At 64.4% G+C, this 15,412-nt stretch carries 14 protein-coding genes; 6 read left to right on the forward strand and 8 right to left on the reverse strand.

All coding sequences use genetic code 11. The annotated features are described in order from the left end of the window. Positions 1-196: 196 nt before the first annotated feature. Together AC0L2L_RS19390 and AC0L2L_RS19395 are read left to right on the forward strand one after the other, a co-directional pair. Entirely contained in the window at positions 197-2,164 is a 1,968-nt protein-coding gene (locus AC0L2L_RS19390) for a long-chain-fatty-acid--CoA ligase (RefSeq protein WP_473580276.1), read from the forward strand. 77 nt (positions 2,165-2,241) lie between these two features. Then, positions 2,242-2,868 (forward strand): class I SAM-dependent methyltransferase, encoded by a 627-nt coding sequence (locus tag AC0L2L_RS19395; protein WP_473580355.1) that lies wholly within the window; start codon positions 2,242-2,244, stop codon positions 2,866-2,868. A gap of 9 nt (positions 2,869-2,877) precedes the next feature. Here AC0L2L_RS19395 and AC0L2L_RS19400 read toward each other — a convergent pair whose 3' ends face one another. The 4 genes from AC0L2L_RS19400 to AC0L2L_RS19415 all read right to left on the reverse strand — a co-directional run bounded on the left by AC0L2L_RS19400 (position 2,878) and on the right by AC0L2L_RS19415 (position 6,158). Next, positions 2,878-3,444, reverse strand: a complete 567-nt coding sequence (locus AC0L2L_RS19400; RefSeq protein ID WP_473580277.1) for a dienelactone hydrolase family protein — start codon at positions 3,442-3,444, stop codon at positions 2,878-2,880. A gap of 82 nt (positions 3,445-3,526) precedes the next feature. After that, positions 3,527-4,249 (reverse strand): HAD family hydrolase, encoded by a 723-nt coding sequence (locus tag AC0L2L_RS19405; protein ID WP_473580279.1) that lies wholly within the window; start codon positions 4,247-4,249, stop codon positions 3,527-3,529. 6 nt (positions 4,250-4,255) lie between these two features. Continuing rightward, the gene (pgi, locus tag AC0L2L_RS19410) at positions 4,256-5,899 is read right to left on the reverse strand and encodes a glucose-6-phosphate isomerase (RefSeq protein ID WP_473580281.1); all 1,644 of its coding nucleotides are present in this window, start codon (positions 5,897-5,899) and stop codon (positions 4,256-4,258) included. 73 nt (positions 5,900-5,972) lie between these two features. After that, on the reverse strand, positions 5,973-6,158 hold the full coding sequence (locus AC0L2L_RS19415) for a hypothetical protein (protein WP_473580283.1): 186 nt from the start codon (positions 6,156-6,158) through the stop codon (positions 5,973-5,975). 162 nt (positions 6,159-6,320) lie between these two features. Here AC0L2L_RS19415 and pdxR point away from each other — a divergent pair, with 162 nt between their 5' ends. Beyond that, on the forward strand, positions 6,321-7,814 hold the full coding sequence (pdxR, locus tag AC0L2L_RS19420; protein ID WP_027165994.1) for a MocR-like pyridoxine biosynthesis transcription factor PdxR: 1,494 nt from the start codon (positions 6,321-6,323) through the stop codon (positions 7,812-7,814). A 221-nt stretch (positions 7,815-8,035) separates the two neighbouring features. Continuing rightward, a complete protein-coding gene (locus AC0L2L_RS19425) occupies positions 8,036-9,625 on the forward strand; it encodes a trimethylamine methyltransferase family protein (RefSeq protein WP_473580285.1) in 1,590 nt (529 codons plus the stop codon). 6 nt (positions 9,626-9,631) lie between these two features. Here AC0L2L_RS19425 and AC0L2L_RS19430 read toward each other — a convergent pair whose 3' ends face one another. Together AC0L2L_RS19430 and AC0L2L_RS19435 are read right to left on the reverse strand one after the other, a co-directional pair. Continuing rightward, positions 9,632-10,030 carry a hypothetical protein gene (locus tag AC0L2L_RS19430; protein ID WP_473580286.1) on the reverse strand — a complete coding sequence of 133 codons (399 nt, stop codon included), beginning with the start codon at positions 10,028-10,030 and terminating at the stop codon, positions 9,632-9,634. A gap of 130 nt (positions 10,031-10,160) precedes the next feature. Continuing rightward, positions 10,161-11,966: an IlvD/Edd family dehydratase gene (locus tag AC0L2L_RS19435; RefSeq protein ID WP_473580287.1), complete on the reverse strand. Its 1,806-nt coding sequence runs from the start codon at positions 11,964-11,966 to the stop codon at positions 10,161-10,163. A gap of 149 nt (positions 11,967-12,115) precedes the next feature. Between AC0L2L_RS19435 and AC0L2L_RS19440 the strand changes: the two genes are divergently transcribed. Next, the gene (locus AC0L2L_RS19440; protein ID WP_473580288.1) at positions 12,116-12,565 is read left to right on the forward strand and encodes an SRPBCC family protein; all 450 of its coding nucleotides are present in this window, start codon (positions 12,116-12,118) and stop codon (positions 12,563-12,565) included. A 15-nt stretch (positions 12,566-12,580) separates the two neighbouring features. Here AC0L2L_RS19440 and AC0L2L_RS19445 read toward each other — a convergent pair whose 3' ends face one another. After that, positions 12,581-13,780, reverse strand: coding sequence for an Mrp/NBP35 family ATP-binding protein (locus AC0L2L_RS19445; RefSeq protein WP_473580356.1), 1,200 nt, complete (start codon positions 13,778-13,780; stop codon positions 12,581-12,583). Positions 13,781-14,005: 225 nt separating this feature from the next. Between AC0L2L_RS19445 and AC0L2L_RS19450 the strand changes: the two genes are divergently transcribed. Next, positions 14,006-14,383 carry a VOC family protein gene (locus tag AC0L2L_RS19450; RefSeq protein ID WP_473580289.1) on the forward strand — a complete coding sequence of 126 codons (378 nt, stop codon included), beginning with the start codon at positions 14,006-14,008 and terminating at the stop codon, positions 14,381-14,383. A gap of 24 nt (positions 14,384-14,407) precedes the next feature. On the opposite strand, the gene AC0L2L_RS19455 is transcribed toward AC0L2L_RS19450, so the two are convergent. Next, positions 14,408-15,412, reverse strand: coding sequence for an anion permease (locus AC0L2L_RS19455; RefSeq protein ID WP_473580290.1), 1,005 nt, complete (start codon positions 15,410-15,412; stop codon positions 14,408-14,410).

The following is a 15,412-nucleotide window of genomic DNA, read 5'->3' on the forward strand; positions in this document are numbered from 1 at the left end:
ATGCGTGACGTCATCGGAGCATAAGATTTCGACGGCAAATCTTTCCCGGCCTTGCCGCTGGGGCAAGGCTTGCACGGCCGCCGATAGAGGCAATACATAGACGATGGACGGGATTTCCCGGAAAATCCGCGACCGGCGTGGAGGACGCTTCGTTTTGGAAGCGGGCGCCCAGATCGAAGGCGACAGGGAGAGACAGGTGGCAAAAGCAGCCAAGACGACAGGCCGGGCGAAAGCAAAGGCCAAGGCCGCCAGAAGCGATGCGCCCGAGTCTGCCAAGGCCGCCGCAGCGCCCAAGGCCAAGACGACCGCAAAGGCGGCACCTGCCAAGCCAGCGGCAAAGCCGGCCGCTGCCAAACCCGCAGCGGCAAAGGCCAAGGCGGCAGCCGCGAAAGTGGACAAGCCGCCAGCCGCAAAAGCAGCGGCCGCGAAGCCGACCACCGCCAAGCCTGCCCTCAAGGGCCTGCCGAAGGCGATCACCGAACTCACGGTCGGCCTGCCGGAAAAACCGTGGCTGAAAAGCTATCCGAAGGACATGCCGGCGGAGATCGGCGCCCTGCCCTACAAGTCCATCGGCGAGTTCCTTGTCGGCGCCTGCAAGCAATTCGCCGGACGGCCGGCCTTCGTGTGCATGGGCAAGTCGATCACCTATGCCGAGCTCGAGCGGCTCTCGGCCGCGTTCGGCGCCTATCTGCAGGCGCGAGGCCTGGAGAAGGGCGCGCGCGTGGCGCTGATGATGCCGAACGTGCTGCAATATCCGGTGGCGATGATGGCGGTGCTTCGCGCCGGCTACACCGTGGTGAACGTCAACCCGCTCTACACGCCGCGCGAACTGGAGCACCAGTTGAAGGATTCCGGCGCGCAGGCGATCGTCATTCTCGAAAATTTCGCCGGCACGCTGCAGGCGGTGATCGCCAGGACGCAGGTGAAGCATGTCATCGTCGCTGCGATGGGCGACATGCTGGGCGGCCTCAAAGGCGCCATCGTCAACCTCGTCGTGCGGCGGGTGAAGAAGATGGTTCCGGCATGGTCACTGCCCGGCCACGTCAAGTTCAACGCCGTGCTGAAAACCGGCGCGACCATCGCCTTCAAGCCGCCGGCGGTTTCGGGCGACGACATCGCCTTCCTGCAATATACGGGCGGCACCACCGGCATCTCGAAGGGCGCGACGCTGCTGCATCGCAACGTGCTTTCGAACGTCGCGCAGAATTCGCTGTGGGTGGAGGATGCCTACGCGGTCAAGCCGAAGCCGGCGCATCTCAACTTCATTTGCGCGCTTCCGCTCTATCACATCTTCGCCCTGACGGTGAACGCGCTGATGGGCATGCAGCAAGGCGCGCAGAACGTGCTGATCCCTAACCCGCGCGACATTCCGGGCTTCGTCAAGGAACTGGCGAAATACCCGATGCACATCTTCCCCGGCCTCAACACGCTGTTCAACGCGTTGCTCAACAACGAGGAATTCCGCAAGCTGGACTTCAAGCCGCTGATCCTGACGCTGGGCGGCGGCATGGCGGTGCAGAAGGGTGTCGCCGAGCGCTGGAGGGCGCTGACCGGGTGCCCGGTGAGCGAAGGCTACGGGCTGTCCGAAACCTCGCCGGTGGCGACCGCCAACAAGTTCAGCTCCAGCGACTTCACCGGCACGATCGGCCTGCCGCTGCCTTCGACGGAAATCGCCATCCGGGACGACGACGGCAACAACGTGCCGCTCGGCGAAGTGGGCGAGATCTGCATCCGCGGCCCGCAGGTGATGGCTGGCTACTGGAACCGGCCCGACGAGACCGCCAAGGTGATGACTGAGGACGGTTTCTTCAAATCCGGCGACATGGGCTTCATGGACGAGCGCGGCTACACCAAGATCGTCGACCGCAAGAAGGACATGATCCTGGTCTCGGGTTTCAATGTCTATCCCAACGAATTGGAAGAAGTGGTGGCGCATCACCCCGGCGTGCTGGAAGTGGCGGCGATCGGCGTGCCGGACGAGCATTCCGGCGAAGTGCCTAAATTGTTCGTGGTCAAGAAGGACCCGGCGCTCACCGTCGAGACGCTGATGGCTTACTGCCGCGAGAACCTGACCGGCTACAAGCGGCCGAGATACATCGAGTTCCGCGCCGAGTTGCCGAAGACGCCGGTCGGCAAGATCCTGCGGCGCGCGCTGCGGGAATAGGCTTGAGCAAGCCTTCCGAAAGCGTAACGCCGGAGCGAGCCACGAGGCTTGACCCGGCGGAATTCATCCAGGCAAACATGCGGCTCGCTCCGGTGCCCTCGCTGCCGGACATCCGCCTTTACCTTGCCCATCCCGGCAGCGGCCTGCGGCGGCTGCTCGAATCGGACGACGAAAGCGCAGCCGGGCCGCTGCCGCCCTACTGGGCCTATGCCTGGGCCGGCGGCGCGGTGTTGGCTCGCTATGTGCTGGACCATCCGGCGATCGTGGCCGGCAAGCGGGTGCTCGACCTCGGCGCCGGCTCGGGGCTGGTCGGCATCGCGGCGGCAAAAGCCGGGGCGCGCGAGGTGATCGCGGCGGAAATCGACCGCAACGGCGTCGTCGCGCTCCGCCTCAACGCGCAGGCCAACGGCGTCGCCATCCAGATATGCGATGACGACGTCACCGTCGGTCCGCCGCCGGCGGTCGACCTGGTGCTCGCGGGCGATGTGTTCTACAGCCGGGACGTCGCTCTGCGGGTTATCCCGTTCCTCGACCGCTGCCTGGTAGCCGGCATCAAGGCTCTGGTCGGCGATCCCCGCCGCAACGATCTGCCGCTGTCGCGGCTGCGGTTGCTGGCGGAGTATCAGGTGCCGGATTTCGGCGACGCGAAGGATGCTGCGACGAGGCCGAGCGGTGTGTTTTCGTTTGAGGCGGGAGAGCGCTGACGCGTCAAGTCAAACTCTGTTCAGAAAACGCAGCACCCGCTCCCACGTCTGCTCGGTCGCGGCCGGATCGTAGTCGGGCAAAGTTTCGTCGGTATAGAAGTGCCCCACGTCAGGGTATGTGAATACATTGGCAGCGACGCCAGTTTTCTCCGCCATTGCCGCCCAGCCGGCAACCTCTTCCGGGGGCGCGAACTGATCCGGATCAGCAACATGCACACTAATCGGAATCCCACGACGCGCGTTCCGCGGGATTTCCGCGAGGCCATGGAGAAGGATTATGCCGGCGGACAAAGCCCTGCCGGGCCACGTGCTGCCCACTACACCCGCACCCATCGAATGCCCGGCCAGGACGGCTGTTTCAGGCAGTGGTTCAAGCGCTGCTCGCGCACGCCTGCAGATCACCTCCCATCCGACCGTGCTCATGAGTTCAAAGCCGTCGTCAATCGAGCTGGCCGCAAGGCCCGCGTAGAGATCGGGCGTAACGACGATATGACCAGCCCCACGCATCCGATCGGCGGCGTCCATTTCAACCTTTCTGAGGCCAAGAACTGAATGAAACAGCGCAATCGTCGCCATGGCGCTTCTCGTCTCCACGAGACCCATCTCGGCCGCGGGCAGGAAAGCCCAAGGATTTGATCTTAATCCCAGGCCTTCCCCTTCAGACCGTCTCCTTGACCCGCTCCGAGAGGAAGTCCGGCAGGTCGGCAACCGAATCCAGGATGACGTCCGCCATCGGCGCCAGCGAGTCGCGTGTGCCGGTGCCGGAGAGGACGCCCACGGCCAGCCCGCAGCCGCCGGCGCGCGCCATTTCGAGGTCATGGCGGTTGTCGCCGACCATGGCGATCTCGCCCGGCTTCAACCCGGTCAAATCGCAAAAAGCGACCACCGTGTCGGGCGCCGGCTTGGAGTTCGCCACCGCATCGTAGCCGAAGGCCGCGTCGAAGAGCTGCGCTATGCCCAGCGTGGCGAGCGTCTTTTCGGCGCCGCTGGTCGAATCGTTGGTGGCAACACCCATCCGATAGGATCGTTTGTGCAATGTGCGCAGCGACTCGACAACGCCCGGCAACGCGACCGCCATCGATGAGCCTTGCACCGAGGTGATCTCGTTGAAGCGGGAGACGGCCAGCATCTGGTCTTCGTCGGACAGGCGCGGGAACCAGAGCTCGACGACATCCATGTTGGAGCCCGAGGCAAAGATCGAATCCGGCTTGAAGCGCTTGCTGACGAAATCGAAGCCGGCGGCGGCGAGCAGGCGATCGGCCTTCCAGCGATCGCCTTCAGCGGCGTCCATGGCCATGAAATCGGCGACACCAAGCCATGTTGCATTGAAATCGACAAGCGTGCCGTCCTTGTCGAACAGTATTCCCTTGATGTCCGCCAAGTCCCTTTACTCCCTGCCGCGCAATTGGCGGATATGAGCCACCAGTCCGGCCGTCGAGGCGTCGCGTTTTGCGGCAGTCTCCTTGCCCTCGACGACAGGCAGCAGGCCCGTCGCCAATTCCTTGCCGAGCTCGACGCCCCATTGGTCGAAGGAATTGATGTTGAACAGGGTGCCCTCGACGAAGACGCGATGTTCATAGAGCGCGATAAGCCGGCCCAACGTGCGCGGATCGAGCTTGCGGTAAAGGATGGTCAGCGAGGGGCGATTGCCCGAAAAGACACGGTGCGGCGCGATCCTGTCGACATCGGCCGGCTTCATGCCCTTGGCCAGCATCTGTGCGCGCGCCTCTTCCAGCGTGCGGCCCTTCATAAAGGCTTCCGACTGCGCCAGGCAGTTGGCAAGCAGGAGGTCGTGCTGGTGTTTCAGGTCGGGCTCGTGGCCAACGGCGGCGGCGAGGAACTCGACCGGGATAAAATCGGTGCCCTGGTGCAGGAGCTGGAAGAAGGCATGCTGGCCGTTGGTGCCGGGTTCGCCCCAGACCAGCGGGCCGGTCGGCGTGGCGACCGCGGTGCCATCCAGCGTGACGCTCTTGCCGTTCGATTCCATGTCGAGCTGCTGCAGATAGGCCGGCAGGCGCGACAGGCGCTGGTCGTAAGGAATGACGGCGCGGGCCGGATATTTGCAGACGACCCGGTGCCACCAGCCGATCAGCCCCAGCAACACCGGCAGGTTCTTGCGCATGGGTGCTGAGCGGAAATGCTCGTCCATCTCATGCGCGCCGTCGAGAAAGGCGCGGAAATTGCGCGGACCGACGGCGATCATCACCGGCAGGCCGATCGCGCTCCAGACCGAGTAGCGGCCGCCGACCCAGTCCCAGAAGCCGAAGACGCGATCCTGTTCGATGCCGAACTTCGCCACAAGGTCGAGCGCGGTCGAGACGGCGGCGAAGTGCTTGCCGACCGCTTCCTTGCCAAGCGCCTTCTGAACCCAATCGCGCGCCGTCTGAGCATTGGTCATCGTCTCGACGGTGGTGAAGGTCTTGGAGGCGATGATGAACAGGGTCGTTTCGGCAGACAGGCCCTTCAGCGTGTCATGGATATGGGCGCCGTCAATATTGGAGACGTAATGGGCGCGCGGTCCGTCATGGTAGGGCGCGAGCGCAAGCGTCACCATCGCCGGGCCGAGATCCGAGCCGCCGATGCCGATATTCACGATATCGGTGATCTTCTTGCCGGTGGCGCCAGCCGCCTTGCCGGAGCGGACGGCGTCGGCGAAAGCGCCCATGGCGTCGAGCACCGCGATCACGTCGGCCTTGGTGTCCTGGCCGTCGACCACGACGCTCGTGCCGGTCAGGTTGCGCAGCGCGGTGTGCAGCACGGCGCGGTTCTCGGTGATGTTTATCTTCTTGCCTTCGAACATGGCGGCGCGGCGGCCTTCGATATCCGCGGCGCCGGCGAGTTTCTCAAGCATCGTCATCGTATTTGCGTCGACCGCGCATTTCGACCAGTCGAGCAGAAGATCGCCGTCAATGGCGGAAAAGGTCTCGAAGCGCTTGGGATCGGCGGCGAAGGCCTCGCGCATCGAGCCCTTGGCAGCCGCGCGCTGATCACGCAGGGCGGCAAGTTGCTTGTCGAAAGATGACTGGTCCACTGGCGGGCTCCTGGCAGGTTTTTAGACTTATCTTAGCAGGCTGGATGTTTCCGGCGCGTGTCGTCGCGTCATTCTATTGAAGCCGATTTCCATTTCGTTCAAGCGCGGCAATGCCGCGCAGGATCACGCTTTGATGAGGCATGGTGCCGGGCGGTGAGGGCCTGGGAATTTCACAGCGACGATGCTTCGCATCGCGCTTAAACGCGCCGCGACGACGCTGCGCGTCGCGCTTGGATACTGCCGCGACGATGCTTCGCATCGCGCTTTATCGCGCGGCGACGACGCTGCGCGTCGCGCTTGATAGATCACTGGCATAAATCCCAGCGATCAGAAAAATTGATTGGCGCAACCCCTTATGCCACCCATACACTCCACTGGTCCAGCCAAGTGAAAACAGCTGGCCATCCGAGGAAGATTTCCCATGTCACAGCGCAATGACACGGCCATATGGTCCGGCCTGTTCCGGATTTCGGCTGAATCCGGCCAAACCCTCCAGGCACAGATCCGCCAGGCTATCGTCGCGGCCATTCTCGACCGACAGATCGCCGCTTCGATGCCGTTGCCGTCCTGCCGAATTCTCGCGGAAAAACTTGGCGTTGCCCGCGGTACGGTGGTTCTGGCCTTTCAGCAGCTGGTAGACCAAGGTTTCCTGGTGGCGCGCGAGCGGCGCGGCCATTTCGTCAATCCGGACGTGCTGGCCACTCCGGCCAAGCCGCACCAGAAGGCGCCGGACCAGCAGAACGAGATCGACTGGAAGGCGCGCCGGCAGATCGCCGCGAGCGACATGCCGCCGCCGGCCAAGCACGACAACTGGATCAAGTCCTCCTACCCGTTCGTCTATGGCCAGTTCGACCCGGCGCTGTTCCCGACCGCCGAATGGCGCGAGTGCAACCGCATGGCGCTGGCAGTGCTCGAGATCCGCAACTGGGCGTCCGACATGGTGGACCGCGACGATCCGCTGCTGATCGAGCAGATCCAGGCCAGGCTTCTGCCGCGGCGCGGCATCTTCGCCAATCCGGACGAGATCATCGTGACGTTGGGCGCGCAGAACGCGCTCTACATGCTGGCCACGCTGCTGATGACCAAGGGTTCGAAGGTGGCGATGGAGGATCCTGGCTATCCCGACGCCCGCTCGATCTTCCGCCTGGCCGGCGCCGACATCCAGCCGGTCCCGGTCGACCAGTCGGGCATCGTGACCTCTTCTATTCCCAATGATTCAGGCTTCGTGTTCGTCACGCCCAGCCATCATTGCCCGACCATGGTGCCCTTGTCGGCGGAGCGGCGGCAGGATCTGCTGGCGCGCGCCAACCGCCACAACCAGATCATCATCGAGGACGGCTATGACAGCCAACTGCTCGACGAGGCGCCGCAGCAGGCGCTGAAGAGCCTCGATCGCTCGGGCCGCGTCATCTATGTAGGCTCGATGTCGAAGACGCTGGCTCCGGGTCTCAGGCTTGGCTACATCGTGGCCTCGGCCGGACTGATCGCCGAGCTTCGCGCGTTGCGCCGGTTCATGCTCAGGCACCCGCCGGCGAACAACCAGCGCGCCGTTGCGCTGTTCCTGTCGCTCGGCCATCACGAGGCGCTGGTGCGCAGGCTTTCCACCGCCTTCGACGAGCGGCGCAAGCGTCTGGTCCATGCGATTTCCGCTTTCCTGCCAGAATGGCGCTCGACCGATTCGGCAGGAGGCACATCGCTCTGGCTGGAAGGGCCGCGCGGCACCGATTCACGCGGTCTGGCCGAAGCCGCCGCTTCGCGCAGCGTCATCATCGAACCCGGCGACCGGTTCTTCGACCGCAGCGAAAAGCCCTCTCGTTTCATGCGTTTGGGCATCTCCTCGATCTCGCTGCAGCATATCGAACCAGGCATCCGCGAACTCGCCACCGCCGCCGGCCGCAGGCCAGCGGCGGCCTGATCGCCGCAGACGTCCAAAAAAGAGCCGGCGCTGTGCCGGCTCTTTTTGTTTGGGCACACCCTTGTTGCTTTAGAATTCTGGCATATTCGACGGGATCGGTTGGCCCATAGGCTGTACCAATGCCGGCGGCATAGTCGAGGCCAGAAGGGGATGAGGCAGGCCGATGGTGGACCAACCGCCGCGTCCCGTCTCACAGATAAAGACAAAGGTGGAGTGCTTCCATGTCAGTGGCTCTTGAGAAGCAGGAAGCTGCGGCGGACCAGCGTTCGCGGCGTTCCGGCGGGCGCGAAGCGCGCCGTGCGATGCGGGCGGCGCCCTTAGCCGACGACATCCGCCCGGTGCGAGCGGGGCTTGAAGGCGGCAGCTACGGGCCATTGAGCCAGAATGACCGGGAACGCATCCACGAAGCGGTGCTGACGCTGCTGGAGACGGTCGGCTTCGCCAACGCCATCCCGTCCTGCATCGAAGCGCTGACCCGGGTCGGCGGCATTTATGGCGACGACGGCCGCATCCGGCTGCCGCGCGCGCTGGTGCTGGACACGGTCAGACGAGCGGCGCGCAATTTCACCCTCCATGGCCAGAATCCGAAGCATGACATGCTGATCCAGGGCAAACGCGTGCATTACGGCACGGCGGGCGCGGCGGTGCACCTGGTCGATGTCGAGAAGCGCGAATATCGCGAATCGCTGCTGCAGGATCTCTACGACGCCGCCCGTCTCGTCGATGGACTGGACAACATCCATTTCTTCCAGCGCACCATGGTGCCGCGCGACATTCCCGACCCGCTCGATATGGATTTCAATACTCTCTATGCCTGCGTGATGGGGACGTCCAAGCATGTCGGCACCTCGTTCACCGTGCGCGAGAACGTCAAGCCGGCGCTCGAAATGCTCTATGCCATCGCCGGCGGCGAGGAGAATTTCCGGGCGCGGCCGTTCGTGTCGAACTCGAACTGCTTCGTGGTGCCGCCGATGAAATTCGCCGAGGACGCCTGCGGCGTGCTCGAAGCCTGCGTCGAGGGCGGCATCCCGATCCTGCTTCTGTCGGCCGGCCAGGCCGGCGCCACCGCGCCGGCGGCGATTGCCGGCGCGGTGGTGCAGGCGGTGGCGGAAGTGCTGATGGGGCTGGTCTATGTCAATGCCATCAAGCCCGGGCATCCGGCGATCTTCGGCACATGGCCGTTCGTTTCCGACCTCAGGACGGGCGCCATGTCCGGCGGCTCGGCCGAGCAGGCGGTGCTGACGGCCGCCTGCGCGCAGATGGCGCAGTATTACGACCTGCCCGGCGGCTCGGCCGCCGGCATGTCGGACTCGAAGCTGCCCGACATCCAGGCCGGTTACGAGAAAGGCATCACCAATGTCATGGCGGGGCTGTCCGGCCTCAATCTCGTCTATGAATCGGCCGGCATGCATGCCTCGCTGCTCGGCTTCTGTCTCGAAAGCCTGATCATCGACAACGACATGCTCGGGCATTGCCTGCGCTGCGTGCGCGGCATCGAGGTGACCGACGACGCGCTGTCGATCAACACGATATCCGATGTCTGCACGAAGGGCCCGGGCCACTACCTCGGCAACGAGCAGACGCTGAAGCTGATGCAGACCGAGTATTTCTATCCCGCCGTCGGCGACCGTTTCTCGCCGAAGGAATGGAACGAAAAGGGCCGGCCCGACATCCTGTCGCGGGCAATCGCCGAGAAGAAACGCGTGCTCGCCGAGCGTTTCCCGCGCCACGTCCCGCGCCTGCTCGACGACAAACTGCGCGCCCGCTTCGGCGAGATGATCAAATTGCCGCGCAGCGGCATGGGCGGGTGAGCTTCATCATTCGGCACTCAGCCCGTAGCGCTCGACGACCTCGGCGTTGATCAGCTTGGCGTGCAGCGTCATCAGCACGATCTGCGCGTCGAAGCTGTCGCCGGCCTCCAGCGCCGCCTCGATGCGGCGCTCGACCGCCGATGTCGTCTCAGGGCCATTGGCCTGCTCGAACACTTGCGGTCCGGCGACGCAATAGCCGCAGAGCTGCGCCACCGACGCATAGGCGTCCGCCGGTGGCTCATCGGGCCAGCGGTCGTTCATCAAATTGACGATGGTGAGTTTTACGCCCTCGGGAACCAGGGCAGGATGCAGGTCGGCCTTGCGCAGCGCGTCATCGAGCTGGCGCAGGTCGCCGGAGCGGCCGAACATGCCGAGGAAGCCAAGGGAAGAACGCCGTTTCGCCACGATGGTCTCTCTCCTTCGCAAGCCGTGCCGAGATCGAGCTTATCTGTGGATGCCGGGGGGCCGAAACAAGGCATGGGAAAGGGCGGCCCGCTATCCGAAAGCCGCCCTCACGATTTAGCCGACTACAAGATCAGTGATTGTCGCGCGGCACGCCGCTGGTATGCGCGACGTCCTGATACTTCACCGCCGGCTTCAGCACCATGCCGGCCGAGAATTGGTCGACCATGCCGCGCTGGATCTCCTGCCACGGCGTCTGGTGCTTGGGATAGTGGTAGCCGCCATTGCCTTGCAGCGCGGCACGCCGCTTGGCGATCTCCTCGTCGCTGACCAGGATGTTGGCGGTGCCCTTCTTCAGGTCGATGCGGACGCGGTCGCCGGTCTTGAGCAGCGCCAGGCCACCGCCGATGGCAGCTTCCGGCGAGGCGTTGAGGATCGACGGCGAGCCGGAGGTGCCGGACTGGCGGCCGTCGCCGATACAGGCGAGCGCATGGATGCCCTTCTTGATGAGATAGGCGGGCGGCTGCATGTTGACGACCTCGGCGCCGCCCGGATAGCCGACCGGGCCGGCGCCGCGCATGAACAGGATCGTGTGCTCGTCGATGCCCTGCGCCGGATCGTCGATGCGGGCGTGGTAGTCTTCCGGACCGTCGAAGACCATGGCGTTGCCTTCGAAGGCCTCCGGGTCGTTCGGGTTGGAGAGGTAGCGCTCGCGGAATTCGGGCGAGATGCCACTGGTCTTCATGATGGCGGAATCGAACAGATTGCCCTTGAGATTGATGAAGCCGGCATTGGCCTTGAGCGGCTTGTCGGCGCTGCGGATGACATCGTGATCCTCGTTGACCGCGTCACGGCAATTGTCGCCCATCGTCTTGCCGTTGACGGTGACCGCGTCGGGATGCGGCAGCAGCCCGCCCTTCATCAGTTCGGCGACGACCGCCGGCACGCCGCCGGCATGGTGATAGTCCTCGCCAAGATACTCGCCCGTCGGCTGCAGGTTGACGAGGAGCGGGATGTCGAGGCCGATCTTCTGCCAGTCGTCATTGTCGAGCGGCACGCCGAGATGGCGGGCGATCGCGTTAAGGTGGATCGGCGCGTTGGTGGAGCCGCCGATCGCCGAGTTGACGACGATGGCGTTCTCGAAGGCCTGGCGGGTCATGATGTCGGAGGGCTTCAGGTCCTCATGCACCATCTCGACGATGCGCTTGCCGGTCTCGTAAGAAATCTGGCCGCGCTCGCGGTATGGCGCCGGAATGGCGGCCGAGCCCGGCAGCTGCATGCCGAGCGCCTCGGCCAGCGAGTTCATGGTGGTCGCCGTGCCCATGGTGTTGCAATAGCCGGTCGACGGCGCCGAGGAGGCGACGATATCCATGAACTCGTCATAGCCGATCTCGCCGGCCGACAGGCGCTGGCGTGATTCCCACACGATGGTGCCGGAGCCGGTGCGCTTGCCCTTGTGCCAGCCATTGAGCATCGGGCCGACCGACAGCGCTATGGCCGGAATGTTGACGGTGGCGGCCGCCATCAACAGCGCCGGCGTGGTCTTGTCGCAACCGATGGTGAGCACGACGCCGTCGAGCGGATAGCCGTAGAGCACCTCGACGAGGCTCAGATAGGCAAGGTTGCGGTCGAGCGCCGCGGTGGGGCGCTTGCCGGTCTCCTGGATCGGATGGCACGGGAACTCGAACGGGATGCCGCCCATCGAGACGATGCCTTCGCGCACGCGCTTTGCAAGCTCGAGGTGGTGCCGGTTGCAGGGCGAAAGGTCGGAACCGGTCTGCGCGATGCCGATCAGCGGCTTGCCCGACATCAGCTCGGCGCGCGTCAGGCCGTAGTTCAGGTAGCGCTCGAGATAGAGCGCCGTCATGCCCGGATTGTCGGGATTATCGAACCACTCCTGCGAGCGAAATTTCTTCTTCTTGGTGGGGGCGCCTGCCATGATGGTCTCCGTATTTGTATGACAAATCGATAGGACAATGCGTCCATGCAGGCAAGAGGCAGGCGCGCCGCGACCCGGACTTTGGTGCGATAGACTTGTTTCGGACCACGCGCTACGACCAATCAGCATCAGCAATCCGGGAGGTCTTGATGGCTTTGGTGATCGAAGGCGAGGAGCGGATCGCCGCACCCATAGAGAAAGTGTGGGAAGCCCTCAACGACCCGGACATCCTGAAGGTGGCGATACCCGGCTGCCAGAGCCTGGAGAAGAATTCGAATACCGAGATGGCGGCCACCGTGGTGCTGAAGATCGGGCCGATCAAGGCGACCTTCAACGGCGAAGTCACGCTGAAGAATCTCAAGCCGCCGCATTCCTACACCATCCAGGGCGAAGGCAAGGGCGGCATTGCCGGCTTCGCCAAGGGTGGCGCCGACGTCACGCTGACCGCCGACGGGCCGGACGCGACCGTGCTCAAATACGCCGCCAAGGCCGAGGTCGGAGGCAAGATCGCGCAACTCGGCAGCCGGCTGATCGAGTCGACATCGAAGAAACTTGCGGGGCAGTTCTTCTCGGCGTTCGGCGAGAAGGTCGGCGCCTGACCCTCTCCGCGAGGGTTACTCGAACACGATGCTCGGCACGGCGGCTTCGGCCGCGCCGCGCTCTTCCTGGACTCGCTCCCAGACCTTGCTTGCGATGTCGCGATAGATCTTCGCCTCGGCACCGTCCGGCTTGGAGGCAACGACCGGCGTGCCGGCATCCGAGCTTTCACGGATGCCCATCTCCAACGGCACCTCGCCGAGGAAGGTGACGCCAAGGCGTTCGGCCTCGCGGCGCGCGCCGCCATGGCCGAAAATGTCGTAGCGCTTGCCGGTGTCCGGCGCGAGGAAATAGCTCATGTTCTCGACGATGCCGAGCAGCGGCACGTCGACCTTCTTGAACATGTTGAGGCCCTTGCGCGCGTCGATCAGCGCCAAGTCCTGCGGCGTCGAGACAATGACGGCGCCGGCGAGCGGCACTTGCTGGGCCATGGTGAGCTGGGCGTCGCCAGTGCCGGGCGGCATGTCGACGACAAGCACGTCGAGCGAGCCCCATTCGACCTCGCGCAGCATCTGCGTCAACGCCGACATCACCATCGGGCCACGCCAGATCATCGGCGTCTCCTCATCGACGAGGAAGCCCATCGACATCACCTTGAGGCCGTAATTCTGCATCGGCTTCAGCACCTTGCCGTCGACGGTCTGCGGGCGGCCATGGATGTTGAGCAGCCGCGGCATCGACGGACCGTAGATGTCGGCATCGAGCACGCCGACCTGCAGCCCGTTGGCGGCAAGGCCGAGCGCCAGGTTGACCGCGGTGGTCGATTTGCCGACGCCGCCCTTGCCCGAAGCCACCGCGATGATGGCATCGATGCCGGGCACGCCGCGCCTGCCATGGCTCTGCGATGCTGGCGCGTGCGGCGCCGGACGCTGCGGAGCAACCTGCGGCGCCGGGCGTGGCGGCGCTGCCGGTGAAGACGGTCCCGGCGCTGGGCGCGGCCGAACCGGCGCTTCCATGCCGCCGCCCTTTTTCTCGGCGGTCAACGCGACGACGGCGTTGGCGACGCCGGGGATCGCTTTCACCGCACGCTCGGCGGCGGTGCGCAACGGCTCCAGCTCCTGCGCGCGGGCAGCGGGAACGGTGATCGAGAAAAATACCTTGGAATCGGCGATGAATATCTCCGAGACCATGCCGAGATCGACGATGTTGCCGGTGAAGTCAGGCCCGTTCACCGTTTTCAGGCGCTCGATGACGGATTCCTTGGTGACGGCCATGATTTTCTTCCTCGGCGTTCGGGGTGTCAGATAGTGCAGTTTCCCGCGAGAACCAAGCCGTGGAACAATCGCTTGTCCGAGGTGCTCCCGAAAACGACGGCCCACGTCGGATTTGCCGGATGAGGCTCCCGACGGACCGGCAGTCCTGGCTTGTCATGGCCAAACGGCCCGCCTGCCCTATTTCGGTTACCTGAGCGAGGACACGGACAATCCGGGAAGGAGACGGCCATGCTCGAAAACAGCAACGCGACGGCCAATCTCGCGGTCAAGGACCTGGCGAAAGCAAAGGCCTTCTATGAAGGCACGCTGGGCCTCAGGCAGGTGGACGACATGGGCGGCGAGCTGATCGTCTACAAAAGCGGCGACACGCTCATCAACGTCTATCATTCGCAATTTGCCGGCACCAACAAGGCGACAGCGGTAACCTGGGCGGTCGGCAACGAGATCGGCGTAATCGTCAAATCGTTGAAGTCGAAGGGCGTCACCTTCGAGCACTACGAGATGCCCGGCCTATCGCTTGAGGGCGATATCCATGTCGGCGACGGCATGAAGGTCGCCTGGTTCAAGGACCCTGACGGCAACATCCTGAACCTCGCGGGCAAATAGCTCCGCGGTCGGGATCCGGGCGCATCATCCGGCCAACCGCGTAGCGAGATAGGTGAGCGCGGAAATCGCCGCCGTCGCCGGCAAGGTGACCACCCAGGCGACGACGATGTTGCCGGCGATGCCCCAGCGCACGGCGGAGACGCGACGGGCGGCGCCCACGCCGATAATGGCGCCGGTGATGGTGTGGGTGGTCGAGACCGGGACACCGAGCCAGGTGGCGGCGAAAAGCGTTATGGCGCCGCCCGACTCGGCGCAAAAACCCTGCATCGGGTTCAGCCGCGTGATCTTCGATCCCATCGTATGGACGATGCGCCAGCCGCCAAACAGCGTGCCCAGCGCCAGCGCCGACTGGCAGGTGAGGACCACCCACAGCGGCACATAGAAAGTCTGGCCGAGCGCGCCTTGCGAATAGAGCAGCACGGCGATGATGCCCATGGTCTTCTGCGCGTCATTGCCGCCATGCCCAAGCGAATAGAGCGAGGCGGAAAAGAACTGCAGCACGCGAAACGAACTGTCGACGGCGAACGGCGTCTGGCGCACGAACAGCCAGGAGACCACGAGAACGAGGAGGAGCGCAAGGACAAATCCGGTCGCCGGCGAGAGCACGATCGCCGCGACCGTCTTGCCGAGCCCCGACCAGACGATGGCGCCGGTTCCGGCCTTGGCGACGCCGGCGCCGACCAGGCCGCCGATCAGCGCGTGCGAACTGCTTGACGGAATGCCCGCGACCCAGGTGACGATGTTCCAGACGATGGCGCCGACAAGTGCTGAGAAAATCACCGCCGGCGTGACGATACTGGCATCGACGATGCCTTTTCCCACCGTTTCGGCGACATGCAGGCCGAAAAACAGGAAGGCGATGAAATTGAAGAAAGCTGCCCACAACACCGCGTAATGCGGCCTGAGCACCCGGGTGGAGACGATGGTCGCGATCGAATTGGCGGCATCGTGCAGGCCGTTGAGGAAATCGAAGAACAGCGCCACGACAACGAGGCCGACCAACAGGGGAAAAGCGATCGTGGCGTCCAT

The sequence above is a fragment of the Mesorhizobium sp. WSM4832 genome (assembly GCF_055811115.1).

Coding starts and splice junctions, on each gene's coding strand:
- AC0L2L_RS19395 (WP_473580355.1), top strand. CDS start 2,242: ATGCGGCTCGCTCCGGTGCCCTCGCTGCCGGACATCCGCCTTTACCTT.
- AC0L2L_RS19400 (WP_473580277.1), bottom strand. CDS start 3,444: ATGGCGACGATTGCGCTGTTTCATTCAGTTCTTGGCCTCAGAAAGGTT.
- AC0L2L_RS19415 (WP_473580283.1), bottom strand. CDS start 6,158: ATGCGAAGCATCGTCGCGGCAGTATCCAAGCGCGACGCGCAGCGTCGT.
- pdxR (WP_027165994.1), top strand. CDS start 6,321: ATGTCACAGCGCAATGACACGGCCATATGGTCCGGCCTGTTCCGGATT.
- AC0L2L_RS19425 (WP_473580285.1), top strand. CDS start 8,036: ATGTCAGTGGCTCTTGAGAAGCAGGAAGCTGCGGCGGACCAGCGTTCG.
- AC0L2L_RS19435 (WP_473580287.1), bottom strand. CDS start 11,966: ATGGCAGGCGCCCCCACCAAGAAGAAGAAATTTCGCTCGCAGGAGTGG.
- AC0L2L_RS19440 (WP_473580288.1), top strand. CDS start 12,116: ATGGCTTTGGTGATCGAAGGCGAGGAGCGGATCGCCGCACCCATAGAG.
- AC0L2L_RS19450 (WP_473580289.1), top strand. CDS start 14,006: ATGCTCGAAAACAGCAACGCGACGGCCAATCTCGCGGTCAAGGACCTG.
- AC0L2L_RS19455 (WP_473580290.1), bottom strand. CDS start 15,412: ATGGACGCCACGATCGCTTTTCCCCTGTTGGTCGGCCTCGTTGTCGTG.